Raw genomic sequence first — 23,847 nt, 5'->3', positions numbered from 1 at the left:
CTTTCGCCATGCCTAAAAAGAGTTGGTTTGACTATCGCGAAGCACCCACAGCAAAACCGCAGGTCGAGGACCGCTGTGCGGGGCGAAAGTCAAACCGGTCCATCAACGCCACAGGCCCCGGCAACCAGGAACGGCTGGCCGGGGCACGGGTGCGTCGAAAAGCTAGTCGGCGAGCTTCTTTGCGATGATCTCGTTGATGGACTTCGGATCCGCCTTGCCCTGCGTTGCCTTCATCACGGCGCCAACGATGGCACCGGTGACCTTGGTGTTGCCGGCCTTGTACTTCTCCACGATGTCCGGGTTAGCAGCGAGCGCTTCATCAACCGCTGCTTCGATGGCGCCGTCATCGCGGACTACCTCGAGGCCACGCTTAGCCACGACCTCGTCCACATTACCCTCGCCGGCAACGACACCGTCGAGCGCCTGACGTGCGAGCTTGGTGGTGAGCTTGCCTTCCTTAACCAGTGCCACAACGCGAGCGACATCAGCCGGAGTTACGCCCAGTGCGTCAAGTTCAGTGTCGGCCTCGTTGGCCTTTCCGGCGATGTAAGACACCCACCATGCACGTGCCTCATCCGGCGTGGTGCCGGCCTCAACCGTGTCAACAATGAGGTCGAGCGCACCAGCATTAACCAGATCGCGGAATTCCTTCTCCGGCAGCTGCCACTCCTCCTGGATGCGTGCGCGACGCACCCACGGGAGCTCCGGCAACGTTGCGCGGATCTCTTCGACCCACTCCGGCTTCGCAATCACGGGCGGCAGATCCGGGTCGTTGAAGTAGCGGTACTCGCTGGCTTCTTCTTTCGGGCGGCCCTTGGAAGTAGAACCATCTGTTTCCTGGTAGTGGCGAGTTTCCTGAACGATCTCCCCGCCTGCCTCTAGCACAGCAGCATGACGCTGCATCTCGTAGCGCACTGCCTGCTCGACGGACTTCAGGGAGTTGATGTTCTTGGTCTCCGTACGAGTACCGAACTTCTCCTGGCCCTTCGGACGCAGAGAAACGTTGGCATCGCAACGCATAGAACCCTGATCCATACGGGCATCAGACACACCGAGTGCCTTCACCAGTTCACGCAGTGCACCCACGTACGCGCGGGCAACTTCCGGGGCGCGCTCCCCTGCGCCGATAATCGGCTTCGTCACGATCTCAATGAGTGGCACACCCGCACGGTTGCAGTCGACCAGTGAAGCCGTCGCACCGGAGATCCGGCCCGAAGCCGAACCCAGGTGGGTCAGCTTGCCCGTGTCTTCCTCCATGTGGGCGCGTTCGATGTCGACGCGCCACTCCGTGCCGTCGTCAAGCAGAACATCCAAGTAACCGTCGTATGCGATCGGCTCATCGTACTGCGAAATCTGGTAGTTCTTCGGCTGGTCCGGGTAGAAGTAATTCTTGCGGGCAAAGCGAGAAGACTCGGCGATCTTGCAGTTAAGAGCTAGGCCAATCTTGATGGCCCACTCCACGCCCTTGGCATTCACCACAGGAAGTGCGCCAGGTAAGCCCAGCGACACCGGGTCGATGTTCGTGTTCGGCTCCGCACCAAAGTGCGCGGAGGAGGTGGAGAACATCTTCGTCTCGGTAGAGAGCTCGACGTGCACCTCAAGGCCCATTACTGGGTCATACTTTTCCAGTACCTCGTCGTAATCCATCAGGTCGTACGCAGTCATAGTTGACCAGTGTAATGCCCTTCTGCTGACGCCGAGACGATAGCTCCGGTTACCAGTTCTTCTTGTCCTTTGCGCGGAAAATGAGCGCGAGAACCGCGCCGGACAGGTTGTGCCACACAGAGAACACTGCGCCAGGCAGAGCGGCCAGTGGGCTGAGGTATGCGGTAGCCAGCGTTGCTGCCATGCCGGAGTTCTGCATACCCACCTCAACGGCCATGGTGCGTGAGGTCGCCTCCGACTGGCCGGTGATTTTGCCGGTGAGGTAGCCAAGCACGTAGCCGAGCGTGTTGTGCAGGATCACCGCAATGAGGACGATGAGGCCCGCTTGCGCGAGCTTGTCGCGAGAGCCCGCAACCACGATGGCAACGATCATCGCGATTGCCGTCACAGACACCCATGGGAGCGTCGGAAGAATCTTTTCGACGAACTTTGGAGCCAGGAAACGCACCAACAGACCCAACCCCACAGGCAGAACAACCATCTTCAGGATCGACAGCGCCATCGGTCCAGCGCTGACATCCATGTGCTCACCGGCCAGCCACAGTGTCAGCAGTGGCGTGAGCAGCGGTGCCAGCAGTGTGGACACGGACGTCATGGTCACAGACAGGGCGACGTCACCCCGTGCCAGGTAGGACACCACGTTGGAGGAAGTACCACCAGGAGCACAACCAACGAGGATCACGCCCGCTGCAACTTCCGGCGGGAGGCGCAACGCCCACGTCAATACGACGGCAGCCAATGGCATAATGACAAACTGCGCGACCACACCGATGACCACTGGCAAGGGCTTCTTCGCCACAAAGACGAAGTCCTTACCCGTCAATGTCAGGCCCATACCGAACATGACAATGCCCAACAGCCACGTTGTCCATCCTGAAATCGGCGCGACAACGTTGGGTGCGGCGAAACCAATGACACCACCGGCGATCACCAAGAGAGGAAAGCCGAGTGTCGCGATGAAGGCTGAACGCTCTTCATTGCGTTTGTTCTGTTCAATCTTCGTCGATTCCATACAGTGGACCATAACTCTCACTGTGTGAAACCTGTGCTTTGGGGGTCAACTTCACCTCGTACGCATAAAAGCGGGCTACATTGAACACATGTGGACCGATGAAGTGCAAAAACTAAAACAAGAACGTAACGCAGTGATTTTGGCGCACAACTACCAAATCCCGGAGATTCAAGACATCGCTGATTTCACTGGCGATTCATTGGCACTGTCCCGCATCGCCGCAGAAACCGACGCAGACGTCATTGTGTTTTGCGGCGTGCACTTCATGGCCGAAAGCGCCAAGATCTTGAGCCCGGACAAGACCGTGCTCATCCCTGATGCGGACGCCGGGTGCTCCCTGGCAGATTCCATCACGGCTGAGCAACTCCAGCAATGGAAGGAGGAATTCCCCGATGCCGTTGTGGTCAGCTACGTGAACACCACGGCAGACGTGAAAGCACTCACCGATATCTGTTGTACATCTTCCAATGCAGTAGAGGTCGTTGCATCCATTGATCCGGACACAGAGATTCTTTTCTGTCCTGACCAGTTCCTTGGCGCTCACGTGAAGCGTGAAACAGGCAGGGACAACATGCACATCTGGGCCGGCGAATGCCACGTCCACGCCGGCATTAACGGCAAGCAGCTAGCTGATCAAGCTGCTGCTCACCCGGATGCGCCACTGTACATCCACCCTGAGTGCGGCTGCGCAAACTCCGCGATTTTCCTGGCTGGTGAAGGCGTGATCGATCCCGAACGTGTACACATGCTGTCTACCGGCGGCATGCTCGACCAGGCTACACAGGACACACAGGGCACCGTGCTCGTCGCCACTGAAGTAGGCATGCTTCACCAGCTGCAGTTGAAGTCCCCGAACACCGACTTCCAGCCAGTGAACCCTCAGGCTTCGTGCTCGTACATGAAGATGATCACTCCGGAGAAGCTTGTGGCGAGCCTGCGTGACATGAAGGATGAAGTAACGGTGCCAGAAGACATTGCAGCCAAGGCGCGACAGTCGCTGGAACGTATGATCGCCATCGGTAGTCCAGGCAGTGGGGAGTAAATCAATGCAGGGTTTGAACAAAGAAGCCACGATACAGCTCATCCGACTTGGGCTTTCAGAAGATTTCGCTCACGGGCCGGATGCTACCTCCGAAGCGACCGTCGATACGGGCGCACAGCTGACCGCATCCCTCATCCCCCGCCAACCAGGTGTCGTTGCTGGGCTCGACGCCGCACGGTGGACGTTCAATGAGGTCTCCCCCGCCATCACAGTGGACATCCACGCATCTGACGGCGACACTGTCGCACCCGGTGACCACCTAGCCACTATCTCTGGCCCAGCCCGCGCCATCCTGTCAGCGGAGCGCACCGCCCTGAACTTGCTCACCTACGCGAGTGGTATTGCCACCCACACCAGTCAATGGGCCCAGGAGCTCGTTGGAACGCACGCCCGTGTTCGGGACTCCCGGAAGACGCTGCCCGGCTACCGTGACCTTGCTAAGTACGCTGTGCGCTGCGGTGGTGGCGTGAATCACCGCATGAGCCTGGGGGATGCCGTGCTCATTAAAGACAACCACGTCGCCAGCGTGGGTAGCGTCGCCGAAGCTTATCGACGCACCGTGGAAGCCTTCCCCCACCTCCCCCGCGAAGTCGAGGTGGATGATCTTGCGCAACTAGAGCAGGTGCTCGAATTCGAACCAGACCTGGTGATGCTAGACAACTTCAGTGTGGAGGGGACGCGGGAGGCCGTCGATAAGCGGGATGCTATATCGCCTGCAACGAAGCTAGAATCCTCGGGTGGCCTTACGCTTGGCGTTGCACGGGCCTATGCGGAGACGGGCGTGGATTATCTTGCTGTCGGTGCACTCACGCACTCCGTAACCGTACTGGATATCGGGCTGGACGCGATCTAACGGCGACGGAGATTCGCCTCAAGGGCCGTCTTCACCTCGGGCCACTCGGTGTCCAAAATCGAATACACGCAGGTGTCGCGCACGAGTCCGCTCTTGAGGATCTTGTGGCGGCGCAGCACACCGTCCAGTTTCGCACCGAGGCTCTCAATGGCCGCACGCGACTGGCGGTTCATGTAGTGCGTGCGGATCTCCACACGCAGGCAGCCAAGCTCCTCGAAGGCGCGCTGCAGCAACAGCAACTTCGCCGCTTTGTTGATCGGGGTGCCCTGCGCTTCTTTAGCCAACCAAGTCGAGCCGACCTCGATGTTCCTATTCGTGGGGTCCGGGTGGAAGAAGGTAGTCACACCGATCGCTTGCGCCTCTGGATTCACAATTGCCCAGGGTGCGCGGGTCCCCTGCCCCTGCTGCGCCAACAGGTCGTCAATGTAAGCGGGTACGCCCTCCGGCGTGGGGATGTGGTCCTGGTACCACAGTTCCGAGAGATCTCCCACGTGGGCGGCGAGGGATTCCGCATGCTCGTGGCTCAGCGGCTCTAACGTGACCCACTCGTTGGACATGGCGGGAGTATCGCAAAAATTCATCAGCCGAACATAGCACGCGCAGTTTTGTACCGGTGCTCCGGCACACGCTTCAGCGTGCCCACAGCTGCTTCTAGCGGGACTAGATCAATGTTCTCACCGTGCAGAGCCACGGACATACCGAACTTGCCCTCGTGCGCGGCGCGTGCTGCGTGGACGCCGTAACGAGTGGCCAGCACGCGGTCATAGGCCGTGGGCGTACCACCGCGCTGGATGTGGCCCAGAACCGTCGTGCGTACGTCATAGCCCAGGCGCTTGTGAATCTCATCGCCGATGATCTGGCCCATGCCCTTGAAGGTCTTGTGACCAAACTCGTCTTCCTCACCCAGGCCGGCATCCATCGTGCCTTCCTTCGGCACAGCACCCTCGGCCACGACGATGATGCCGTACTTCTCCCCCATCTGGAAACGACGTTCCATCGCCTTGCAGATGTCCTCAATGTCGAAGGGGTCCTCCGGGATCACCGTGTAGTGCGCACCGCCAGCCATACCGGCGTGCAGCGCGATCCAGCCGACGTGGCGGCCCATCACCTCAACGATGAGGATGCGGTTGTGAGACTCCGCCGTGGTGTGCAGGCGGTCAATCGCATCCGTAGCCACGGATACTGCCGTGTCAAAGCCGAAGGTGTAGTCCGTGGCATTGACGTCATTGTCAATCGTCTTCGGCACACCCACCACTGGAATGCCATTGTCAGAGAGGAATTTCGCCCCCTTAAGCGTGCCCTCACCACCAATGGCGATGAGCGCGTCCACTCCCGCATCTGCAAGATTCTCCTTGATTTGATCAACCCCGGCCTTGAACTTGTCCGGGTGCAGGCGGCCCGTACCCAAGATGGTGCCACCGCGCAGCAGGATGGAATCCATATACGCGTCGTCGTAGAGGTCTTCGCGCAGATCATCCATGAGGCCCACCCAGCCATCACGGTAGCCCACCACCGTGGAACCAAACTCGGAGCTCGCGGTGCGGACGATACCGCGGATAACAGCATTCAGGCCGGGGCAATCGCCTCCGGAGGTCAGTGTGGCAAGACGCATGAACCCCAGACTAGCGCGATTATGCCGACATGTCCGCGACGGCCTGTTTTCTCCCCGCAGCCAGTGCCAAAGAAGCAAATGCCCCCACGATCATCGCGGCAGTCGGGAGAGCCAGCGCCTTGCCAGCCGTGGTGTCGATCGCACCAGAAGCCAACACTGTGCCCACCAGAGCAACGCCGAGCACGCTGCCCACCTGACGGGCGGTGTTGTACAGCCCCGATGCCGCACCAGTCTGATGTTCTGCAATGCCCCGCATGGTCACCGCGGCATTGGGTGCCCACACGAAAGCACCACCAACTCCCAGCAAAGCCGTTACCACGAGGAAGCACCACACCCCTGCCGAAGCCTGAATGAGTGCAATAGCCAGACCGATGCCGACGGCAGAGACCCCGAAACCAATGACACACAGCCGACCAGGATCGCGTCGATCCGTCAGATCTCCAGCCACGGGCGTGAGCACGAATGCCAACACAGACATGGGTGCCGTGATTAAACCCGACTGGCTCGGCGTTGCGCCGGCGACTGTCTGCAGCCAGTACATCAGCGGGATGAACATTGACGCGACGGTAAAGCCCATCGCGGCCACGCCGACGGCGCCCAGGGTGAAAGAACGATCGCGGAGCAGGTCCACGGGCAAGAAGCCTTCGTCTGTTCCCCGTCGCGCGGAGAGCACGAGCAAACCCAAGAAGATCACACCCATGGTTACGGAAATCCACTTGCTGAATTGGATGCCGTAGACCAAGCAACCGAGCCCGCCGAAAGACAACAGAACCGGAAGGAGGTAAACGGGTTGGTTGCTGGAAGGCAGCCTCGGTAAGGCAATGAGCCCCGCGATAAGCGCTATGGCACCCAGCGCCGCCTGCGCAAGAAATGCCGCGCGCCAGCCGGAGAATTCTGCGATCGCGCCGCCCACAACCGGACCGATGAGTGAGGCCACCGAGCCGATCACTCCCCATGCAGCAAAGGCGCGCCCCTGTTTATCCTCACTGAATACCCGCGGGATGAGGCCGAAAGCTTGTGGCAGGAAGAGCGCCGCACCAAAGCCTTGGAGTCCGCGGGCTGCGACCAAGGTAGCAAACGACCACGACAAGCCAGCGAAAACTAGGGCCGCGACGTAAACCGCCAGCCCAATAAGGAACACGCGCCGTTGCCCATGCGTATCCCCCAAGCGCCCCGACGCCGGCATGGGCGCAACCGTGCACAGCAAGTAGACGCTGGTGAGCCAGACGGCATTTCCAACGTCGAAAGGCAAGAGCGGCGTGATCACGGGCATGAAACCCTGATCAATGAGGACGAGAAAATACCCCGCAGCAAGAGCTGCGAGGGTATTCCAGGGGTTAACGGCCGGTTTCATAAGCTGCTGCCACTCGGTAGAGCCGCTCGTCGGCGAACGCCGGCGCGATGAGTTGCAGGCCAACCGGCAGACCCGTATCAGAGGCGGTGCCCGCCGGGACAGACATGCCCGGCAGGCCAGCCAGGTTCAGTGGCAGGGTGAACAGATCGAAGTTGTACATGGCCAACGGATCATCGATCTTGTCCCCCAGCTTGAACGCCGTCGTCGGCGTCGCCGGGCCCGCGATGATGTCCACCTGCTCGAAAGCCTTGGCAAAGTCCTGCGCGATGAGCGTACGAATGCGCTGCGCCTGCAGGTAGTACGCGTCGTAGTAACCAACCGACAGGGCGTACGTACCCAGGATGACGCGACGCTTCACCTCATCGCCGAAGCCCTCACCACGGGTGAGCGCCATGACCTCTTCCGCGGAGTTCTTGCCGTCGTCACCGACGCGCTTGCCGTACCGCATGCCGTCGAAACGCGCGAGGTTAGAGCTGACCTCCGAGGTCTGAATGATGTAGTACGCACCCATGACGTGCTCGAACGTCGGGCAATCAACCTCGAAGATCTCTGCGCCCTGGGCTTCGAGCTGCGCGATTGCCTTATCCACGGCCTCCACAACCCCCGCCTGCACCCCCTCACCGGAGAACTGCTTCACACGGCCAATCTTCACACCGGTGAGATCGCCGGAAGCGCCCTGCTTCGCGGCTTCCACAACAGCGCTGACCGGGCGATCAACGCTCGTGGCGTCGAACTCATCGTGGCCGGCAATAATCTCGTGCAGCAGTGCCGTATCCAGCACATTATTGGCGCACGGGCCTGCCTGGTCAAGGGAGGACGCATTGGCGATCATGCCGTAGCGCGACACCGCACCATAGGTCGGCTTCACACCCACCGTGCCAGTGAGTGCTGCCGGCTGGCGGATCGACCCACCCGTGTCTGTACCAATGCCCAGCGGGGCCTGGCCAGCAGCCAGCGCTGCCGCCGTACCACCACCGGAACCACCCGGCGTGCGGTCCAAGTCGTACGGGTTACGGGTCACCTTGTAGGCGGAGTTCTCCGTGGAGGAACCCATGGCGAACTCATCTAGGTTGGTCTTGCCTAGGATCGGGATCTTCGCGGCGCGGATCTTGGACACAATTGTCGCGTCGTAGGGGCTCATGTAGCCCTCAAGCATCTTGGATGCAGCGGTCGTCGGCGCATCCGTGGTAACAAACAGGTCCTTCAGCGCCAGCGGGACACCAGCCAGTGGGGATGCCGGGGCTTCACCGGCCTTCACAGCAGCATCCACTTCGTCGGCAACAGCGAGTGCTTCCTCCGCACCCACATGCAAGAACGCGCCGATCGTCTCATCGGTCTCCGCAATGCGGTCGAGGAAGGCCTGGGTCACCTCGCGGGAGGTCACCTCACCTGCCTGAATCTTCTCGGCCAGCACGTGCGCCGGCAGGCTGGTCAGCCCTTCTGCGGGAATGGTGTACTCGGTCATCTACTGCTCCTCCCCCAGAATCTGCGGAACCATAAAGCGGTCTTCCTCAACCTCCGGCGCCTGGTCCAGCGCCTGCTCCTGCGTCAATGTCGGACGCACAACATCCTCACGCATGCCAGCATCAATTGAGTGCGGGTGGCTCATCGCCTCAACACCGTCGGTGTCTACAGCCTGAACCGCTGAGACGGCCTCAACAATCGTGTCCAATTGGCCTGCGAGCTGGTCCAATTCCTCTTCGCTCACGGCAATACGCGCCAGTCGTGCAATGCCTGCGACCTCCTCACGGGAGATTCCTGAGGCTTCAGCCACGGTGCCCACCTTCTTAAAATCATTGGTATTAGTCTCGGTCGCCCTTATACTACGGCAGCACCCCAATTGAATTTCAACGAGACGAGATGTCATGTCCTACCTGATCCGTGTTGTCCTTCCAGACACCCCCGGCAGTCTTGGTGAGCTCGCCGAGGCTTTCGGAATGGTCGACGCCAATATCAAGTCCGTAGACATCGTGGAATCAGTTTTTGCCGGCGATGCCGCAATGGTGACCGACGACATTGTGGTGGAACTTCCCACCGGCGTCATGGTTGATTCCCTCATCACCGCCGCCGCATCCGTCAAGGGTGTTGAGGTGGATTCCATCCGCCCCTTCACTGGACGCGTTGATCGCCGCGAGCAGGTGCAAATGCTCGCTCGCGTGGCCCACCAGGTCCACGATCTGCCCGCCGCGATGGAGGAGCTCGTCTCCGTCATGCCCATGGCGTTGACGTCGTCCTGGGCTGTGGTCCTCCGCGAAACCGCCACCGGCAGCGAGCGTGTCGCCGCATCCCAGGCCGCGCCCGGTGATGATGGTTCCGCACCCCAGCTTATCGACGTCTCCCATGCCCGCATCCTCCGCGATGACACCGACACGTGGGTCCCCGATGCCTGGTGGCTCCTCGACTCCACCCTGACCATCACGCCCCTGGGTACCGCTGGCCTCTACATGGTGGTCGGCCGTACAGGCGGTCCGGACTTCCTCGCTTCCGAGGTCAGCCACATCGGCGACCTCGGCGCCATCGTGGGAGCCTTGGTCCGCTAAACAGCACCCTCCACCCCCTTTGACTCGTGCGCGCTTCGGCGCGCTTTTTCTCTTTCACGCTTGACAGATTGCCAGTGATTCCGTATTTCTAGAGTCATGCAACAGGAAATTTCCATTTCCCATGAAACCAATACAACGATCCTGGAGCGCCTGAAAGCTCTCGAGTCCCGCGTCGCTGCCCTCGAATCCTCCCCCACTTCATCGTCTTCGGGAGATTTCTGGGTCGTGGACCAGATCCAGTGCTCGAACTCTTCCGATCACGACCATCATGGATCCGTCGTCTTCGGAGGTGCCGTCACACTTGACGGCCGGGAGTACGCGTACCAATGGGAACGCAGCGCCGACTACCTCACCGGCCGCGAGTGGAACGAGTACATTCACCGCATCGCCGCGATCGCACATCCAGTCCGAGGCGCTATCCTCCGCCGACTCTTGGTGGCGCCCGCAACAGTCGCCGAGCTTGTCGACGAAGCCCTTGTTTCCTCCACCGGCACCGCCTATCACCACATTGGCGCCCTTCAGAGCGCCGGCTGGATTGCCAAACTCGACGGCCGCTACGAAGTCAGGTCTTCCCGTGTCATTCCCCTATTGACCATCATTGCCGCCGGAGAGGACCACTAATGCGCCAGCAATATATCCGCCGCATCGCCGTAGGCGTCCCCGCTGCTCTGGCCACTCTTTCATTACTGCTCTATTTCGGCCCTCGCCCCATCGATTCCGCTACAGACCACACTGGCGACGACACAATTACATCGGTGCTCGTCGCCCACGCCCCCAAGGGGTACCACCAACTCGCCGGATTCATCTACGACGGTGGCGAGGTCCGCTTCGGCGGCCTGGGAGCCGACCAACACACCGAGTTCGAGATCGGTTCCCTGACCAAGACTTTCAACGGCGAGCTGGCCCGCCAACAAATTGAAAATGGCTCCCTTCGCCTGGATACCCAAGTCCAAGACATTATCGATGCTGCAGGAACCCCAATTGCTGATGTCACCATCGAAGAACTACTCAATCACACCTCCGGCCTATCCCGGCTGGAAGGCGTGGGCTTTGCCAACCTAGTGCTGTCCCTGCTCCGCAATGGCGGCAATCCGTACAAGGATGCCACCCCGAACGACATTCTGGAAGCTGCCAAGCAAGCAGAACTCAAAAATCGTGGCGAAGAAAACTACTCCAATTACGGTCACGCCCTTCTCGGACAGCTCCTCGCTGTCAACGCTGACACTCCCTATGAAGAGCTGTTGCGCACCCGGATCTTCGAGCCAGCCGGAATGGCCTCGACTTTCCTCGCCATGCCGGGCACCGTCGACGGCCACCCACAGGGTCTCACTTTCAACGGCCGTAAAGCCGAGCGTTGGGATATGAACGGATGGGCTCCCGCAGGCGCCATCCGTTCCACTGCACACGACATTGCCAAGTATGTCGACTGGGTTGTCGCACACGGTGGCCCGGAGCTCGGCTGGGCGGATTTTGAGGAAGACGACACAACATATATCTTCCACAACGGCGGAACCGGCGGATACAGCACAATGCTCGTCTGGGACCCAGAATCACCACATCCTCGCGCCGCATTCGTCGCTAATTCGAGTGAAGCCGACGTCGACGACCTTGGAATTGAACTGGTAAAAGGTACGCGCCCATGATCAGCCTAATTGTCATTCTTGTCTTGCTCGGGTTATCGACGTTCAGCTTGATGCGCAAGAAGAAGCGATTCATTGGTTTCTTGGATGCAGTTGTCACATCCCTAGTAGTGGTTCTCATCGCCCGAGGGATGAGCTGGAATGAATCCATCCCCATCCTTGTCTGGTGGCTCTTCGCGGCTTGGGCAGCCATCCTCGTGGGCCTCCAATCAGCCCGACTGACAGCCCCTTCGAAACTTGCGAACTAAACCTCGCCGGTTTCCAGGAGCTGCTCAAACTGGGCTTCGTCCAAGATGGTGATGCCCAGGTCGCGTGCTTTCTGCTCCTTGGAACCGGCGTTCTCCCCCACCACCACGTAGTCAGTCTTCTTCGACACCGAACCCGATGCCTTGCCACCGCGGGACAGGATTGCCTCCTTGGCGCTGTCGCGGGAGAAGTTCTCCAACGTGCCGGTGACCACAATGGTCAACCCCTCAAGGGTTTGGGGTGCTGCGTCCTCGACGGAATCTTCCATGGTCACGCCGGCTGCCGCCCACCTATCGACGATCTCCACATGCCAGTCCACCTCAAACCACGCTTTGAAGGATTCGGCGATGATCGTGCCGACACCATCGGTCTCCGCGAGGTCTTCTACCGAGGCTTCCCGCAGAGCGTCCATGGACTTATAGCGCGTCGCAAAAGACCGCGCCGCCGTCGGACCAACATGGCGGATCGACAAGGCCACCAGCACGCGCCACAGGTCAGTGGTCTTTTTCTCCTGCAGGTTGCTCAGGAGCTTCGTGCCAGAGGCGTTAATCTGTCCGTCTTTCCTCGTGTACGTCGACGACTTCTTTAAGTCGTCGGGGGTTAAGGAGAAAAGAGTGGATTCGTCGATAAGCACACCCGATGCGATGAGATCATGCGCTCCCTTCTCTCCGAGGGCTTCGATGTCGAAGGCCCCGCGGGAACCGATGTATTCCAGGCGCGCGCCGAGCTGCGCCGGGCACGAGCGGGTGTTCGGGCAACGCCAATCCGCATCGCCTTCCTTCGCGGGCGCGAGCTCCGTGCCACACGCCGGGCAATCCTTGGGGAACACGAACTCGCGCTCAGTGCCGTCACGCAGACCGGCGACCGGGCCGAGGACCTCCGGAATAATCTCGCCGGCCTTACGTACCACCACCGTGTCACCGATGAGCACGCCCTTGCGTTTGACCTCCGTCTGGTTGTGCAACGTGGCCATCGCAACCGTGGACCCGGAGACGAACACCGGCTCCATCACGGCATACGGCGTAGCGCGACCCGTACGACCAATGGACACCTCAATATCCAGCAGCTTCGTGGTCACTTCCTCCGGCGGGTACTTGTACGCGATCGCCCACCGTGGCGCGCGCGATGTGAAACCGAGCTGCCGTTGTGTGGCTAGGTCATCGACCTTGATCACCACACCGTCCATCTCGTGGATGGCATCATGGCGGTGATCAGCCCAGTAAGTGACCGCGTCCTGGACCTCCTGCGCGGTCGAAGCCTTCTTGGTGTATTCGCTAACGGGCAGACCCCAGGACGCAAGCTTCTCGTACGCCTCATGCTGGGAGGTGAGCTCCACACCCTCGCGCGCGCCAATGCCGTGGCAGATCATGCGCAACTTACGCTTGCGCACCGCCTCCGGGTCCTTCTGGCGCAGGCCACCAGCTGCGGTGTTTCGCGGGTTGGCAAACGGCTTGCCGCCCTCCTTCTGGCGCAGTTCATTGAGCTCCGGGAAGTCCTCCGGGCGGATGAACACCTCACCACGGACTTCCACCAGTGCCGGTGCGTCGCCTTTAAGCTCGTGCGGGATGTCCTCAATAACCCGGGCGTTGGCGGTGATGTCCTCGCCCACGCGACCGTCCCCACGCGTGGCAGCGCGGACAAGCTTGCCGTTCTCGTAGACCAGGTCGATGGACACGCCGTCGATCTTCAGCTCCGTCAGGTAGGGTCCGGGGGTTTTGGCCAGCCATTCCGCGAGCTCCTCGGCTGAGAACACGTTGTCCAAACTGGTCATCGGCTCAAGGTGCTCAACATCCGCGAAGGCCGAGTCCGTCACCGCCGCACCGACTTCCTTCGTCGGCGAATCCGGCACCGCCAGCTCTGGGTGTTCTGCCTCCAGTTTCTGGAGGGCCCGGAACATCTCATCGAACTCCGCGTCCGTAATCACCGGGTCGCCGTTGTAGTACAGGTCTCGGTGGTGGCGGACCTCCTTGGCCAGTTCATCCCACTCGCGGAGGAGATCCTTATCGATGCTGCCGTTATTCTCAGTCACGCTGCCCCAGTGTAGATACGCAGAAACGGGAACCACCCAAGGACTCCCCTACTCACCACTCCGGATTGTTCACATCCACGCCCTCAGTCGCAGCATGCTTTTCGACGAGTTCCAACAGGTATTCCTGCGCCCCCTTGTACGCCTCGTGGAAGCGCTCATCACCGACATACATGCGCGCCAGGATGAGCTGACGGGACGGGGTGACCTCGTACCACTGCCCGATCATGTCCCGGTGGCGAGCGACGAGCGTGGCGGCTTCCTCCGAGCCCGCCGTCACGCCTGCATCGCGGGCAGCAACCAGGTCTGCTGCGAAGGCCTCCTGGTCGCGTTGTAGCTGGGCAAAGTCGTCTTCACCCATCTGCGCCAGTTTCTCTTGGGACTGCGCCCATTCGGCAGTATCACCCCAGCGTTCCTCGGCTTCCGCCTGGTATTCCAGCATTTTCTCCCCGAGGTATTTCTTCATTGCGTCCATGTTGATCTGTCCTTTCACAGTTTCATTAATAAGTTCATCCACCGCCTTGATCTGCTCGTTCACAGCAGCAAGCCGTTGAGCCAACTCGGCGCGGTGGTGGTTCAGGGCGGATCGGAGGGTGTGCGAGGGGGCGTCGATAAGCTCGGCGATGCTTTCCAGCGACATGCCCACGCCGCGGTAGAGCGCGATGGCTGCGCAGCGTTCCACGTCAGCATCTGAATACATCCGGTACCCGCTGTAGGTACGGGCTGGCTCCAACAAACCGCGCACCTCCCAATGCCTTAGCGCTTTAGTGCTCAGGCCGAGCATGTCGGCCATTTCTCCGATCGTGTAATCACCCATGGCACTAGTGTGAACGTTGACCTTGGGGCAAGGTCAAGATGTGGGTGTCGCGCCGCTCATTAGAATGAGCACCATGCCTACATTCGACGCGTCGCGGATGCTCTCCTTCGACCTTGAAACCACCTCGGCGAATCCGCTGGAGGCACGCATTGTTACCTCTGCACTCGTGCGTATCGACGGTCGCGAGGTCACCGCCACCGAACACCTCGCCGACCCTGGCGTGGAGATCCCTGAACAGGCCGCTGCGATCCATGGCATCTCTACGGAAAAGGCCCGCGCGGAAGGTCGCCCGCATAGTGAGGTATTGAAGGAGACCGTGGACACCATCAAGCAGGCCTGGGACGACGGTTTCACCCTGATCGTGTTCAATGCACCGTACGACCTGACGGTGCTGCGCGCGTTGACCGGCGATTTCACCGTGACTGGCCCGGTGTTTGATCCGCTGCTCATTGACCGCGCGATGGACCGCTACCGCAAGGGCGGCAAGCGCAATCTCGGCGCACTATCGGAGCACTATGGTGTGCAGCTAGAAAATGCTCACGAAGCCACCTCTGACGCGATGGCTGCTGCGCGCATCGCCTGGAAGCAGGTCAATTCTGTCTGGCCGGAGCTGGCCCAGAAGGACCTGGATGAGCTCATGGAATTCCAAGCTGTCAAGCATTTTGAAATTCAGACGGACTTCCGCAAATACATGGAATCCCGCGGCCGTGATACCTCCGGCATCAACACCGCGTGGCCCATGATCAGCTAGTCCCTTACTTCGGCGTGGCAGCAATCGCGTCTGCCATTTCCGCTGCGGCGCTATAGTTCGCCGCGGTAGCCAGCAGCGTCGGACCAGGTTCCGCGTAAACGTCGATTTTGGTTAATGCCGGATCGATCTGTAGCTGGTCGAAGATGTTGAACACATCGCGCGGTTTCATCACCGGTACCGCGATCCGCGCACCACGGTCGAACGCGCCGGCAAGAGCATCCCAGTCGAACTCCCCTGCTAGGTTCACGGTGAACCAGTCGGCCCCGTACAAAGGTTCCGGCGCGTTGAGGAGGTGCTCGCCGAAGGGCTCGTAGGCCTCCAAGAGACGCTCGTCGGGAACGGCAGGGATCTCCTCGTAGTCCGTCGTTCCTTTGACCGTTCCACCTCGCACGTTCTCGAGCGCCGGCTCGTCGAGCTGCAGGATGGTTGGCACGCCGAATCGCTTCTCCACATCTCTCCTATGCTCCGCCGCCGCATACACCAAGGCCTCTGCAATATCCCGTGTCGCCCCACGGTCCGTGATCATGCGGTGGCCATTGGCCATTTCGAGCTGTGCGGCGAGAGTCCACGGGCCTACGAGCTGGACTTTGAGTTCGGTGACCTTGCCAGCCCAGAGTTCCTCGAGCAGATCAAGGCCACATTCGAATTGATCGCGGGCACGCATGGTGGCGATCTGTGGGCGGCGTGTGACCCGCCAGGAGCGCGGGCCGATATCGAGGTTCAGTGGCAAAAGCGCGACCGTGCGACCAATGAGATCAGAGCCCACTCCACGGGCAGGTAGCTGCGGAAGGTGCGGTGTGGGTAATTCAGAGAGAACCACGTCCGCAGCCTGCGCAAGGTCGATACCGGGCAGTGGACCAAGCCCGAAAGCCGTCACGCGGACTCCGTTCCGCAGATCGTACCAGACCCCAGCACGATATCGCCCTGCCCGTCCGGGTCCGGCAGGTACAGTACAGCTGCCTGGCCGCGGGCAACGCCGGAAAGCGGCTCGGCGAGATCCAGTGTCATGGTGTCCGCGTCAAGGTCAACGTGCGCACGACACTTAACGACGCCACCGTGAGCACGGATCTGCACGAGGGCGGAGAGCGGATCTCCGCCCTCGGAAGTTTCGGACATCACGGGGTGAAGAACCTTGAGACGGTCAGCGTGGATCGTGGTCACCTCGAGAGCCGCACGCGGACCGACAGTGACGGTGCCGGTTTCAGTATCAATATCGGTAACGTAGCGTGGCTTGCCATCGGCAGCTGGCACGCGGATATTCAGGCCCTTGCGCTGACCAATCGTGTACTGGAAAGCACCGTCGTGCTCTTTGAGCTCCGCGCCATCCTGGTCCACGATCATGCCGGGACGCATGCCGATGGACTTGCCCAAAAACGCCTGGGTATTGCCATCTGGGATGAAGCAGATGTCATAAGAATCTGGCTTTGACGCGGTGGAAAAACCATAGGCAGCGGCTTCCTCGCGGATCTGTGGCTTCTCAGTGTCGCCAACTGGGAAGATGCAGCGGTCCAGCTCATCGCGCGTCATCACACCGAGGACGTAGGACTGATCTTTCAGGGCATCGGTGGAGCGGCGGAGGTTGCCAGAGGCGTCGATAATCGCGTAGTGGCCTGTTGCGATGGCGTCGAAGCCGAGAGCCATCGCGCGCTCGAGGAGTGCTGCGAACTTAATCTTCTCGTTGCAGCGCAGGCACGGGTTGGGGGTCTCCCCGCGGGCGTAGCTGTCCACGAAGTCATCGATGACTTCTTCTTTGAAGCGGTCGGAGAAATCCCACACGTAGAACGGAATGCCCAGCTTGTCGCACACGCGGCGCGCGTCGGCGGAGTCCTCGATCGAGCAGCAGCCACGCGCGGATTCGCGGGTTTGCTGCGCGTCCTTGCTCAGGGCGAGGTGAACGCCGACGACATCGTGTCCGGCATCGACGAGTCGCGCCGCCGCCACGGAGGAATCGACGCCGCCACTCATTGCTGCCAGAACTCGCACGTGGCGTGAGTGTAGTCGCGTCACCGCGGGACAGAAAATGCTCGACCCGCAAAGTGGTACCACGGTACGACGACAGTGATGCGCCCGGAAATTACGCTGGCAAAGCATGACCAATCATGTGGAGGTTGAGCTTATTCGACCCCGGGACGTACTTCTAGCGCTCGTGCTCGTGGCGTTTTGCCTCATCAGCCCGTTCGCGACAGGTTTCGGCTTGCTCGACGCAGCCCTTGTCGTATGCGCGGGTGCCGCGCCGTTCACGCGCCGTCGCTGGCCGTGGGTGACCATTGCGTCGTGCGTCGTGGTGCTCGCAGCCTGCTCTTGCACTGAAAACCTACCAACCGGGGTGATCGGTGTTGCGATGATCACCGCCTACATCATCGCGCGCCACCTTCCCGCACCCGTACGGTATGTCGTGGCCACCATGCTCCTTGCCGGCGACATCGCCGCGACGACGCTTATCGCCCCAGCTTTGGTGACGTTGCCATTGCCTGTGCGCGCCCCGTACATCGCATGGAGCGTCACGTTGCTCGTCATTGCCTTCCTTCTCGGTGAACTGCGGCACCGTGCGGAGGAAGCGGCAGCGAAGGAACTACAGATCCAGCTCGAGCGCCAGCGCGATGTATTCGAGCGTGTGGCAGCTGAACAGCGCGCGCATCTCGCCCGCGAAATCCACGACATTGTGACGCATTCTCTCACCGTCATCGTGGCGCAGGCCGACGGCGCACGCTACGGAGCCTCGTCCGACGACGCGCTGCGCACGATCAGCACGGTCGGCCGGGAATCGTTGCGCCAAATGCGCGGTGTCCTCAGCCTACTGCGTGGCGGGGAGCAGCGCCCTGTCGAGCCGCTCGTTCCCGCACTCGATATCGATGGTCTTGTCGCCACTACCCGCGCGGGCGGACTCGACATCGACTACAGCGTCGAAGGCACGCTGCCCCCACTCGACCCGGGCACGACGCTGACAATCCACCGCATCGTCCAAGAGGCACTTACCAATGCGATGAAGCACGGTGACGGCACTGCGCGGCTCACCGTTGCCTGGCATCCAACCGAGGCTGCAATCTGCCTCGAAAATGGGTTCACGCCCGGCGCCAAACACCAGCAGGGTCACGGTCTCCGCGGGATGCGCGAGCGAGCATCGCTTATCGACGGCTCCCTTACCTCCTCCCCCTCCCACAACAACACCTGGCTCACCGAAGCGCGCCTGCCTTTACAGCATGCAGATAGGGTCGAGCCATGACCCATTCCATCGGTCTCGTCGACGACCAGCTGCTCTTCCTCCACGGCATCCGCGCTGTGGTGGACTCCCAGCCGGACCTATCGGTGGGCTGGCTCGCCGGCAACGGTGAAGATGCCCTGGAGGCGATGGCCGCTAACCCGGTCGACATCGTGCTCATGGACATCCAGATGCCGGTCCTCGACGGCATCGCAGCCACACGCCAGTTCTCGCAGCGCTTCCCGGACGCGAAGGTGATCATTCTGACCACATTCGACGACGAAGGTTACGTGATGGGGGCATTGTCCGCGGGCGCGAGCGGATTCCTGCTCAAAGACGCGGAGCCAGACACGCTGTTGAGCGGTATCCGCACCACTGCGGCCGGGGATGCGGTGATCTCGCCGAGGGCGACGAAGCGGGTCGTCGATAAGCTCAGCTCTTCTTCTACTGAGGCCGATATGCCACTTGCTCCCGCCGATCGTCTTGCCTTGGACGAGTTGACTGCGCGCGAAACTGAGATCCTGGTCGCAGTCGGGCGTGGTTGGTCGAATGCGGAGATCGCCGAGCGGATGTTCATCTCCATGCCGACGGTGAAGACACATGTCGGACGTGTCCTGGCGAAAACAGGCTCACGCGACCGCGTCCACGCCGCGCTGTTCGCGTACCGGACCGGACTCGTTGCGCGCAAAGACTTGCTGGATTCCTAGAGCGCGTCATACCCGAGTAGGACAGCGAAGATCATGCCCCGCGCCGACGCGGAACCTGCTGGTGGTGCGGGAACCTTGAGTGCATGGAGACATCATCGATCATCAGGACAGAAAGTCTGACAAAGACGTACGGTGGCACAACCGTGGTCAACAACCTTGGCTTGGATGTTAAGTCCGGTACCGTGCACGGGCTGCTCGGTCCGAACGGGTCGGGCAAATCGACCACCATGAAAATGCTGCTCGGTTTGGTCTCACCCACCAGTGGCGAGATTGAGATGCTCGGGCGGCCCATGAACCGCGCGACCCGCCCCGAGGTGCTCGCCGGCGTGGGCGCGCTTATCGAGGCACCATCCGCATACCCGCATCTAACCGGCGGCGAGAACATGAAAATCGCATCGCGACTCTTCGGTGCCTCGGAAGCTAATGCGCAACGCGCGATCGACCTCGTGCGGCTGAGCAACCAGATGGACAAGCTGGTCAAGAACTACTCGCTGGGCATGAAACAACGCCTCGGCATCGCGATGGCTCTCACGCGCAACCCGCAGCTACTCATCCTCGACGAGCCCACCAATGGCCTCGACCCGGCGGGCATCGAGGAGATCCGCGCGCTCATCGTCAGCCTCGCCCGCGACGAAGGCCGCACTGTGCTGGTATCCAGCCACTTGCTCTCCGAGATCGAGAAAATGGCCTCGAATCTGACCATCATCAACCGTGGCACGCTTATCTTTCAGGGCTCGCAGCAGCAGCTTTACGACGCCCAACTGCCCGACATCTTCATCCAAACCCCCTCCGCGGATGTCGCCGCCTCACTTCTGGCAGCCCTGCACCCCGTGCAGGTTGCCGGCGGACTCGAGGTGAAGGGGCTCAGTGACACCCAAGTCGCCGATGCCTGCGCCCACCTGGTCAGACACGGTGTTCCACTCCACCAGGTCGTGCGCAAGCGCCGCAGCCTGGAGGAGATCTTCATCGGACTAACGGGACGGGAGGGTTTAAGCGCATGATCATCGAATTCGCTAAGCTGCGCCGCACCAAGGTCGTGCTGCTCGGGTTCCTCCTGTGCGCAGGCATTGTCCTGTTCGCCGGCATGAATCTCTTCGTCGAAGGCCGCCTGGACGACTTCCGCGCGGACCCCGAATCGTCCTGGGCCGCCCATCTTGTCGGATATTGCATGGCTCTGGCGTTCTTGTCGCCGGTGCAGTTGGCGGTCGTGGCCAGCCGCGTGGCGGACGCTGAGAACGTCAACGGCGGGTGGCGTCTCAACGCCATTGCCGGTGTGCCGCCAGGCACGTTGATCGTGCGCAAATTCGCAGTGGCGGCGGTGCTCGTGGCCGTGCTCAAACTCGTTGAATTCGCAGGCGTCTTTGTCATGCCTCTCCTCATGGGCGCCCCCGCCCCTGGCTCTGACATGCTGGAGGCCTGGTTACTCTTCGGCCTTGGCGCAATCGGAACCTCGCTGGCCTTGCTCGGCGTCATGCTGTGGTTAGCTGCGGTGACTGACTCCCAGATCGTCGTCCTCGCCATTGGTGTCGTCGGAGGCTTCCTCGGCGTTGCCGCGCTGCTCTCGCCAACGTGGCTGGCCACCATCAACCCCTTCGGATACTTCGCCATGCTCACCCCGTTCACCTTCGGCGAAACAAGCATCACACCAACTTCCCCGCACTGGTTCGCGTGGGGCACCTACATCATCACCGCCGCCGCTGTTGTCACCGTGGCAACCCGCATACTCGACCGGAAGGAGCTCTAGAAACATGAATTTGCTGCGCAACGACCTCACGAAATTTCGCCGGTCGCATATGTGGGCCGTCCTTACCCTTGTCCCGCTCATAGCAGTGGCAATCGGAGCCGGCAACTACGCCGGCAACCAAGGCCAACTCGATTCAGGATGGACGAGCTATCTGTCCCAGATCATGCTCTTCTACGGAATGATCTTCATGACAGTCGGAATCGCTATCATCGCCTCCGCCGCCTGGCGCGTGGAACACCGTGGCCACAACTGGCTTTCTCTGCTCACTTCCACCCGCTCCGCAAGCAGCCTGGCTGCCTCCAAGATCGCAGCGATCTCGCTCGTGGCGGTGGCGATGCAGGCAGCACTCGTCGTACTGGCCATCGTCGTCGGACTCGCCCTCGGCGTGCCCGGTACGCCGCCCGGAACATTCTTCGCGGTCGCGCTTCTCTCGTTGCTGCCCGCCACCGCGGTGTCCGCGTGGCAGTCTTTCCTGTCGATGGTGATTCGCAATTTTGCGGGTCCCGTCGCCATCGCATTGGTCGCAAGCATCTTCTCCTTCGGCGTCCTTGCTTCAGGCGCGACGTTCGCCCGCTTTGTCTTGCCGCCGGGACTGCTCAGCGACACCCTCTGGCTAGGAAGCAGCGCAGTGGCAGGAGCCAGCGCGATCAGCACGGCGACGGTCGCTCAAGTCGTGTTCGGATCATTCGCGCTCTCTGTGGCCGGATGGTTCGCCGCCACGGCCTATCTCCGGACAACGGATGTACGTCTGTAATCTCAGCGACTATGCCCCAGAAAAGCGAAACCTTCGAGATTGACACCGGTGTCGCGGAGATCATCCACGAACCGGATGGGTCGATGCTGTTGCTTGTGAACGGTGTGCCCAGCTCGCACATCGTGCCGGGTGAGCCGGAGCGGCTGGACTTTGAGTACATGCGGTGGATAGCGGCTGCCGTCGAAAATCATGCAGCGTCAGCTGCATGGGATAGACCTCGCCTGACGCATCTAGGTGGCGCGGGGTGCTCGCTGCCGCGTTACTTCGCGCACGTGTGGCCGCATTCGCGTAACACGGTCGTCGAATGGGACATGGATTTGGCGCAGCTCGCGCGGGAGAAGTTCGACATTCCGCGCGCGCCACTCGTGAAGATCCGGGTGGGCGACGCGCGCGATGTCACCGATGGGTTCGTCGAGGCGTCGCGCGATGTGATCATCCGCGATGTCTTCGAGTCAGCAACGACTCCGCGCAGCTTAACGACGCTCACCTTCTTCCACCACTGCCTCCGCTCCCTCTCCCCGACTGGTTTGTACGTGGCTAACTGTGGTTCGCGCGGTGACCTGAAAGAGGCGCGCGAGGAGCTGGCGGGCATGGCGGAAGTTTTCCCGCACCTAGCGGTGATCGCTGATCCACCGATGCTGAAAGGCCGACGGTATGGCAACATCATTTTGCTCGGCTCCCGAGCAGAGATACGCGAAAACCCCGAGCTGACCCGCAGGTTGCTCGGGGGTGGTGTGCCCGCTCACTTCAAAGGTGACAAGTGGGCCCGCGACATGGCTGCTTCCGCAACGCCGCGCGAGGACTAGCTCGTGGACTATTTGACTTCGTTCTGCTTATTCGCGTTGTCCAGGAGGATAAGCAGGTCGCCGACGGAGTAGTCGTCTCCGACCATCATCTTGTTCAGGTCGTCGATCGGCAGGGTGCCGGTTTCAATCTGGCGGCGGGCGGTGTCCGCGATGTTGTGCGCATCTCCAGAGTCAAAACCGAAGTTCTGTGCAGCATTTTCCACCTGCTCCGGTGCAAGGATGCCCGAGGCCAGGCCGAGGATCGCGGCCGCAAGAGCCGTGTTGGACTGCTCCAGAACCTGCAGTGAATCGGAGAAATCCCCTTCGATCGGCTGATCCTGCAGTGGCTCCAGGATGCCGCCGGTGGCGCCCAAATCACCAGCGGTGAAGCGTGCGAACTGGCCGTGGTTGCCGTTGAACAGGTTCAGGTCCACTGGGGTGTTGATGCCGGCCACGTTCCCGGACTCAGAGCGCTGCCAGATATCCACCTTGTCCCAGCCACCGACCGGTGCCGGCGCCTTGTTCTGGTAGGCAGCCAGCCACAGCGGGTAGTCGGAGAATTCCTCAGTGTTGCCCATCTGCTCCAGCCAGAAGTAACGGTAGGTGTACAGCATGGGGCGACGGCCAGTCTCGTTTTCTACCTCAGTGAGGAAGGTGCGGGTCCACTCCTTGAGATCGTCCGGGTTCAGGCCTTCATCAACCTCAATGTCGAGGACCGGTGGCAAGGACAGCCCCGGCACTGAGTTGTACGCGCGGGCCAGGTTCTGTGCCTGTGAGACCGGGTCCTTTGCCGGACGGGCGTAGTGGTAGGCACCCACTGCCATGCCGGAGTCGATGGCGCCCTGCGCGAATTTTGCGAAGGCGTTGTCCGTGTAATCCTGACCTTCGGTCGCCTTGATGATGGCGAACTTGTGGTTATCGTCGCGCACCTCATGCCACGCGATGGAGTCACCACCGGTGTCCTGATGGTGGGAAACATCCACACCATTGACCCAATTAGCAGGACTATCAGCGTGAACATTGCCGGCGGCCATGACGCCGGCAAGGAAGATTGCAGCGGATGCGAGCAGGGCGGCGGGGCGCATAAAACGAGTCATGTC

At 61.0% G+C, this 23,847-nt stretch carries 25 protein-coding genes; 13 read left to right on the top strand and 12 right to left on the bottom strand.

The window, feature by feature from the left end:
- Positions 1-162: 162 nt before the first annotated feature.
- Positions 163-1,665: an Asp-tRNA(Asn)/Glu-tRNA(Gln) amidotransferase subunit GatB gene (gene gatB / locus HMPREF2129_RS05605; protein ID WP_034664148.1), complete on the bottom strand. Its 1,503-nt coding sequence runs from the start codon at positions 1,663-1,665 to the stop codon at positions 163-165.
- A gap of 49 nt (positions 1,666-1,714) precedes the next feature.
- Positions 1,715-2,677, bottom strand: coding sequence for a bile acid:sodium symporter family protein (locus HMPREF2129_RS05600; RefSeq protein WP_034664146.1), 963 nt, complete (start codon positions 2,675-2,677; stop codon positions 1,715-1,717).
- A gap of 88 nt (positions 2,678-2,765) precedes the next feature.
- On the opposite strand from HMPREF2129_RS05600, the gene nadA reads away from it, so the two are divergent.
- Both nadA and nadC read left to right on the top strand, forming a co-directional pair.
- A complete protein-coding gene (gene nadA / locus HMPREF2129_RS05595; RefSeq protein WP_034664144.1) occupies positions 2,766-3,719 on the top strand; it encodes a quinolinate synthase NadA in 954 nt (317 codons plus the stop codon).
- Positions 3,720-3,723: 4 nt separating this feature from the next.
- Positions 3,724-4,572 carry a carboxylating nicotinate-nucleotide diphosphorylase gene (gene nadC, locus HMPREF2129_RS05590; RefSeq protein WP_034664142.1) on the top strand — a complete coding sequence of 283 codons (849 nt, stop codon included), beginning with the start codon at positions 3,724-3,726 and terminating at the stop codon, positions 4,570-4,572.
- Here the strand turns inward: nadC and HMPREF2129_RS05585 are convergent.
- Genes HMPREF2129_RS05585 through gatC form a run of 5 tightly spaced genes read right to left on the bottom strand, consistent with a single transcriptional unit; the run spans position 4,569 to position 9,312 of the window.
- Positions 4,569-5,129 carry a GNAT family N-acetyltransferase gene (locus HMPREF2129_RS05585; RefSeq protein WP_232218108.1) on the bottom strand — a complete coding sequence of 187 codons (561 nt, stop codon included), beginning with the start codon at positions 5,127-5,129 and terminating at the stop codon, positions 4,569-4,571. The genes nadC and HMPREF2129_RS05585 overlap by 4 nt on opposite strands.
- A 23-nt stretch (positions 5,130-5,152) precedes the next feature.
- Positions 5,153-6,184 (bottom strand): ATP-dependent 6-phosphofructokinase, encoded by a 1,032-nt coding sequence (locus tag HMPREF2129_RS05580; protein ID WP_034664137.1) that lies wholly within the window; start codon positions 6,182-6,184, stop codon positions 5,153-5,155.
- 19 nt (positions 6,185-6,203) lie between these two features.
- Positions 6,204-7,538 carry an MFS transporter gene (locus tag HMPREF2129_RS05575; RefSeq protein WP_034664136.1) on the bottom strand — a complete coding sequence of 445 codons (1,335 nt, stop codon included), beginning with the start codon at positions 7,536-7,538 and terminating at the stop codon, positions 6,204-6,206.
- Positions 7,522-9,003 carry an Asp-tRNA(Asn)/Glu-tRNA(Gln) amidotransferase subunit GatA gene (gatA, locus tag HMPREF2129_RS05570; RefSeq protein WP_034664134.1) on the bottom strand — a complete coding sequence of 494 codons (1,482 nt, stop codon included), beginning with the start codon at positions 9,001-9,003 and terminating at the stop codon, positions 7,522-7,524. The genes HMPREF2129_RS05575 and gatA overlap by 17 nt, the downstream gene beginning before the upstream one ends.
- Positions 9,004-9,312 carry an Asp-tRNA(Asn)/Glu-tRNA(Gln) amidotransferase subunit GatC gene (gatC, locus tag HMPREF2129_RS05565; RefSeq protein WP_034664170.1) on the bottom strand — a complete coding sequence of 103 codons (309 nt, stop codon included), beginning with the start codon at positions 9,310-9,312 and terminating at the stop codon, positions 9,004-9,006. It lies immediately after the preceding gene.
- A gap of 91 nt (positions 9,313-9,403) precedes the next feature.
- Here gatC and HMPREF2129_RS05560 point away from each other — a divergent pair, with 91 nt between their 5' ends.
- The 4 genes from HMPREF2129_RS05560 to HMPREF2129_RS05545 all read left to right on the top strand — a co-directional run bounded on the left by HMPREF2129_RS05560 (position 9,404) and on the right by HMPREF2129_RS05545 (position 11,966).
- A complete protein-coding gene (locus HMPREF2129_RS05560; protein ID WP_034664132.1) occupies positions 9,404-10,078 on the top strand; it encodes an ACT domain-containing protein in 675 nt (224 codons plus the stop codon).
- Positions 10,079-10,174: 96 nt separating this feature from the next.
- On the top strand, positions 10,175-10,699 hold the full coding sequence (locus HMPREF2129_RS05555) for an ArsR/SmtB family transcription factor (RefSeq protein WP_052092835.1): 525 nt from the start codon (positions 10,175-10,177) through the stop codon (positions 10,697-10,699).
- Positions 10,699-11,721, top strand: coding sequence for a serine hydrolase domain-containing protein (locus HMPREF2129_RS05550; protein ID WP_232218107.1), 1,023 nt, complete (start codon positions 10,699-10,701; stop codon positions 11,719-11,721). Before HMPREF2129_RS05555 ends, HMPREF2129_RS05550 begins: the two co-directional genes overlap by 1 nt.
- Positions 11,718-11,966 (top strand): hypothetical protein, encoded by a 249-nt coding sequence (locus tag HMPREF2129_RS05545; RefSeq protein WP_034664130.1) that lies wholly within the window; start codon positions 11,718-11,720, stop codon positions 11,964-11,966. The genes HMPREF2129_RS05550 and HMPREF2129_RS05545 overlap by 4 nt, the downstream gene beginning before the upstream one ends.
- On the opposite strand, the gene ligA is transcribed toward HMPREF2129_RS05545, so the two are convergent.
- Together ligA and HMPREF2129_RS05535 are read right to left on the bottom strand one after the other, a co-directional pair.
- Complete coding sequence (gene ligA, locus HMPREF2129_RS05540) at positions 11,963-13,993, bottom strand: NAD-dependent DNA ligase LigA (protein ID WP_034664128.1); 2,031 nt, start codon at positions 13,991-13,993, stop codon at positions 11,963-11,965. The genes HMPREF2129_RS05545 and ligA overlap by 4 nt on opposite strands.
- A gap of 52 nt (positions 13,994-14,045) precedes the next feature.
- Positions 14,046-14,807 (bottom strand): MerR family transcriptional regulator, encoded by a 762-nt coding sequence (locus tag HMPREF2129_RS05535; protein WP_034664126.1) that lies wholly within the window; start codon positions 14,805-14,807, stop codon positions 14,046-14,048.
- Positions 14,808-14,880: 73 nt separating this feature from the next.
- On the opposite strand from HMPREF2129_RS05535, the gene HMPREF2129_RS05530 reads away from it, so the two are divergent.
- Entirely contained in the window at positions 14,881-15,558 is a 678-nt protein-coding gene (locus tag HMPREF2129_RS05530; protein WP_034664165.1) for a 3'-5' exonuclease, read from the top strand.
- 4 nt (positions 15,559-15,562) lie between these two features.
- Here the strand turns inward: HMPREF2129_RS05530 and HMPREF2129_RS05525 are convergent, their stop codons facing one another.
- Both HMPREF2129_RS05525 and mnmA read right to left on the bottom strand, forming a co-directional pair.
- Positions 15,563-16,435, bottom strand: coding sequence for a uroporphyrinogen decarboxylase/cobalamine-independent methonine synthase family protein (locus tag HMPREF2129_RS05525; RefSeq protein ID WP_034664124.1), 873 nt, complete (start codon positions 16,433-16,435; stop codon positions 15,563-15,565).
- A complete protein-coding gene (mnmA, locus tag HMPREF2129_RS05520; protein WP_034664122.1) occupies positions 16,432-17,541 on the bottom strand; it encodes a tRNA 2-thiouridine(34) synthase MnmA in 1,110 nt (369 codons plus the stop codon). Before mnmA ends, HMPREF2129_RS05525 begins: the two co-directional genes overlap by 4 nt.
- A gap of 106 nt (positions 17,542-17,647) precedes the next feature.
- Here mnmA and HMPREF2129_RS05515 point away from each other — a divergent pair, with 106 nt between their 5' ends.
- The 6 genes from HMPREF2129_RS05515 to HMPREF2129_RS05490 all read left to right on the top strand — a co-directional run bounded on the left by HMPREF2129_RS05515 (position 17,648) and on the right by HMPREF2129_RS05490 (position 22,768).
- Positions 17,648-18,781 (top strand): sensor histidine kinase, encoded by a 1,134-nt coding sequence (locus tag HMPREF2129_RS05515; protein ID WP_052092832.1) that lies wholly within the window; start codon positions 17,648-17,650, stop codon positions 18,779-18,781.
- Complete coding sequence (locus tag HMPREF2129_RS05510) at positions 18,778-19,464, top strand: response regulator (RefSeq protein ID WP_034664120.1); 687 nt, start codon at positions 18,778-18,780, stop codon at positions 19,462-19,464. Before HMPREF2129_RS05515 ends, HMPREF2129_RS05510 begins: the two co-directional genes overlap by 4 nt.
- 83 nt (positions 19,465-19,547) lie before the next feature.
- Entirely contained in the window at positions 19,548-20,465 is a 918-nt protein-coding gene (locus HMPREF2129_RS05505; RefSeq protein ID WP_034664119.1) for an ABC transporter ATP-binding protein, read from the top strand.
- The gene (locus HMPREF2129_RS05500) at positions 20,462-21,208 is read left to right on the top strand and encodes an ABC transporter permease (protein ID WP_052092829.1); all 747 of its coding nucleotides are present in this window, start codon (positions 20,462-20,464) and stop codon (positions 21,206-21,208) included. Before HMPREF2129_RS05505 ends, HMPREF2129_RS05500 begins: the two co-directional genes overlap by 4 nt.
- A 4-nt stretch (positions 21,209-21,212) precedes the next feature.
- Positions 21,213-21,962 carry an ABC transporter permease gene (locus HMPREF2129_RS05495; RefSeq protein WP_034664117.1) on the top strand — a complete coding sequence of 250 codons (750 nt, stop codon included), beginning with the start codon at positions 21,213-21,215 and terminating at the stop codon, positions 21,960-21,962.
- Between the two features lie 11 nt (positions 21,963-21,973).
- The gene (locus tag HMPREF2129_RS05490; protein ID WP_034664115.1) at positions 21,974-22,768 is read left to right on the top strand and encodes a spermidine synthase; all 795 of its coding nucleotides are present in this window, start codon (positions 21,974-21,976) and stop codon (positions 22,766-22,768) included.
- Between the two features lie 8 nt (positions 22,769-22,776).
- Here the strand turns inward: HMPREF2129_RS05490 and HMPREF2129_RS05485 are convergent, their stop codons facing one another.
- Positions 22,777-23,844, bottom strand: a complete 1,068-nt coding sequence (locus HMPREF2129_RS05485; protein ID WP_034664113.1) for a glycoside hydrolase family 25 protein — start codon at positions 23,842-23,844, stop codon at positions 22,777-22,779.
- Positions 23,845-23,847 lie beyond the last annotated feature (3 nt).

It is taken from the genome of Corynebacterium tuscaniense DNF00037 (assembly GCF_000759055.1).
Taxonomy (GTDB): Bacteria; Actinomycetota; Actinomycetes; order Mycobacteriales; family Mycobacteriaceae; genus Corynebacterium; species Corynebacterium tuscaniense.
Note: the sequence above shows the minus strand (reverse complement) of the source record. Positions and strands in the feature narration are given on the sequence as shown.

Coding starts and splice junctions, on each gene's coding strand:
- gatB (WP_034664148.1), bottom strand. CDS start 1,665: ATGACTGCGTACGACCTGATGGATTACGACGAGGTACTGGAAAAGTAT.
- HMPREF2129_RS05600 (WP_034664146.1), bottom strand. CDS start 2,677: ATGGAATCGACGAAGATTGAACAGAACAAACGCAATGAAGAGCGTTCA.
- nadA (WP_034664144.1), top strand. CDS start 2,766: ATGTGGACCGATGAAGTGCAAAAACTAAAACAAGAACGTAACGCAGTG.
- nadC (WP_034664142.1), top strand. CDS start 3,724: ATGCAGGGTTTGAACAAAGAAGCCACGATACAGCTCATCCGACTTGGG.
- HMPREF2129_RS05585 (WP_232218108.1), bottom strand. CDS start 5,129: ATGTCCAACGAGTGGGTCACGTTAGAGCCGCTGAGCCACGAGCATGCG.
- HMPREF2129_RS05580 (WP_034664137.1), bottom strand. CDS start 6,184: ATGCGTCTTGCCACACTGACCTCCGGAGGCGATTGCCCCGGCCTGAAT.
- HMPREF2129_RS05575 (WP_034664136.1), bottom strand. CDS start 7,538: ATGAAACCGGCCGTTAACCCCTGGAATACCCTCGCAGCTCTTGCTGCG.
- gatA (WP_034664134.1), bottom strand. CDS start 9,003: ATGACCGAGTACACCATTCCCGCAGAAGGGCTGACCAGCCTGCCGGCG.
- HMPREF2129_RS05560 (WP_034664132.1), top strand. CDS start 9,404: ATGTCCTACCTGATCCGTGTTGTCCTTCCAGACACCCCCGGCAGTCTT.
- HMPREF2129_RS05555 (WP_052092835.1), top strand. CDS start 10,175: ATGCAACAGGAAATTTCCATTTCCCATGAAACCAATACAACGATCCTG.
- HMPREF2129_RS05550 (WP_232218107.1), top strand. CDS start 10,699: ATGCGCCAGCAATATATCCGCCGCATCGCCGTAGGCGTCCCCGCTGCT.
- HMPREF2129_RS05545 (WP_034664130.1), top strand. CDS start 11,718: ATGATCAGCCTAATTGTCATTCTTGTCTTGCTCGGGTTATCGACGTTC.
- HMPREF2129_RS05535 (WP_034664126.1), bottom strand. CDS start 14,807: ATGGGTGATTACACGATCGGAGAAATGGCCGACATGCTCGGCCTGAGC.
- HMPREF2129_RS05530 (WP_034664165.1), top strand. CDS start 14,881: ATGCCTACATTCGACGCGTCGCGGATGCTCTCCTTCGACCTTGAAACC.
- HMPREF2129_RS05515 (WP_052092832.1), top strand. CDS start 17,648: ATGACCAATCATGTGGAGGTTGAGCTTATTCGACCCCGGGACGTACTT.
- HMPREF2129_RS05510 (WP_034664120.1), top strand. CDS start 18,778: ATGACCCATTCCATCGGTCTCGTCGACGACCAGCTGCTCTTCCTCCAC.
- HMPREF2129_RS05505 (WP_034664119.1), top strand. CDS start 19,548: ATGGAGACATCATCGATCATCAGGACAGAAAGTCTGACAAAGACGTAC.
- HMPREF2129_RS05500 (WP_052092829.1), top strand. CDS start 20,462: ATGATCATCGAATTCGCTAAGCTGCGCCGCACCAAGGTCGTGCTGCTC.
- HMPREF2129_RS05495 (WP_034664117.1), top strand. CDS start 21,213: ATGAATTTGCTGCGCAACGACCTCACGAAATTTCGCCGGTCGCATATG.
- HMPREF2129_RS05490 (WP_034664115.1), top strand. CDS start 21,974: ATGCCCCAGAAAAGCGAAACCTTCGAGATTGACACCGGTGTCGCGGAG.
- HMPREF2129_RS05485 (WP_034664113.1), bottom strand. CDS start 23,844: ATGACTCGTTTTATGCGCCCCGCCGCCCTGCTCGCATCCGCTGCAATC.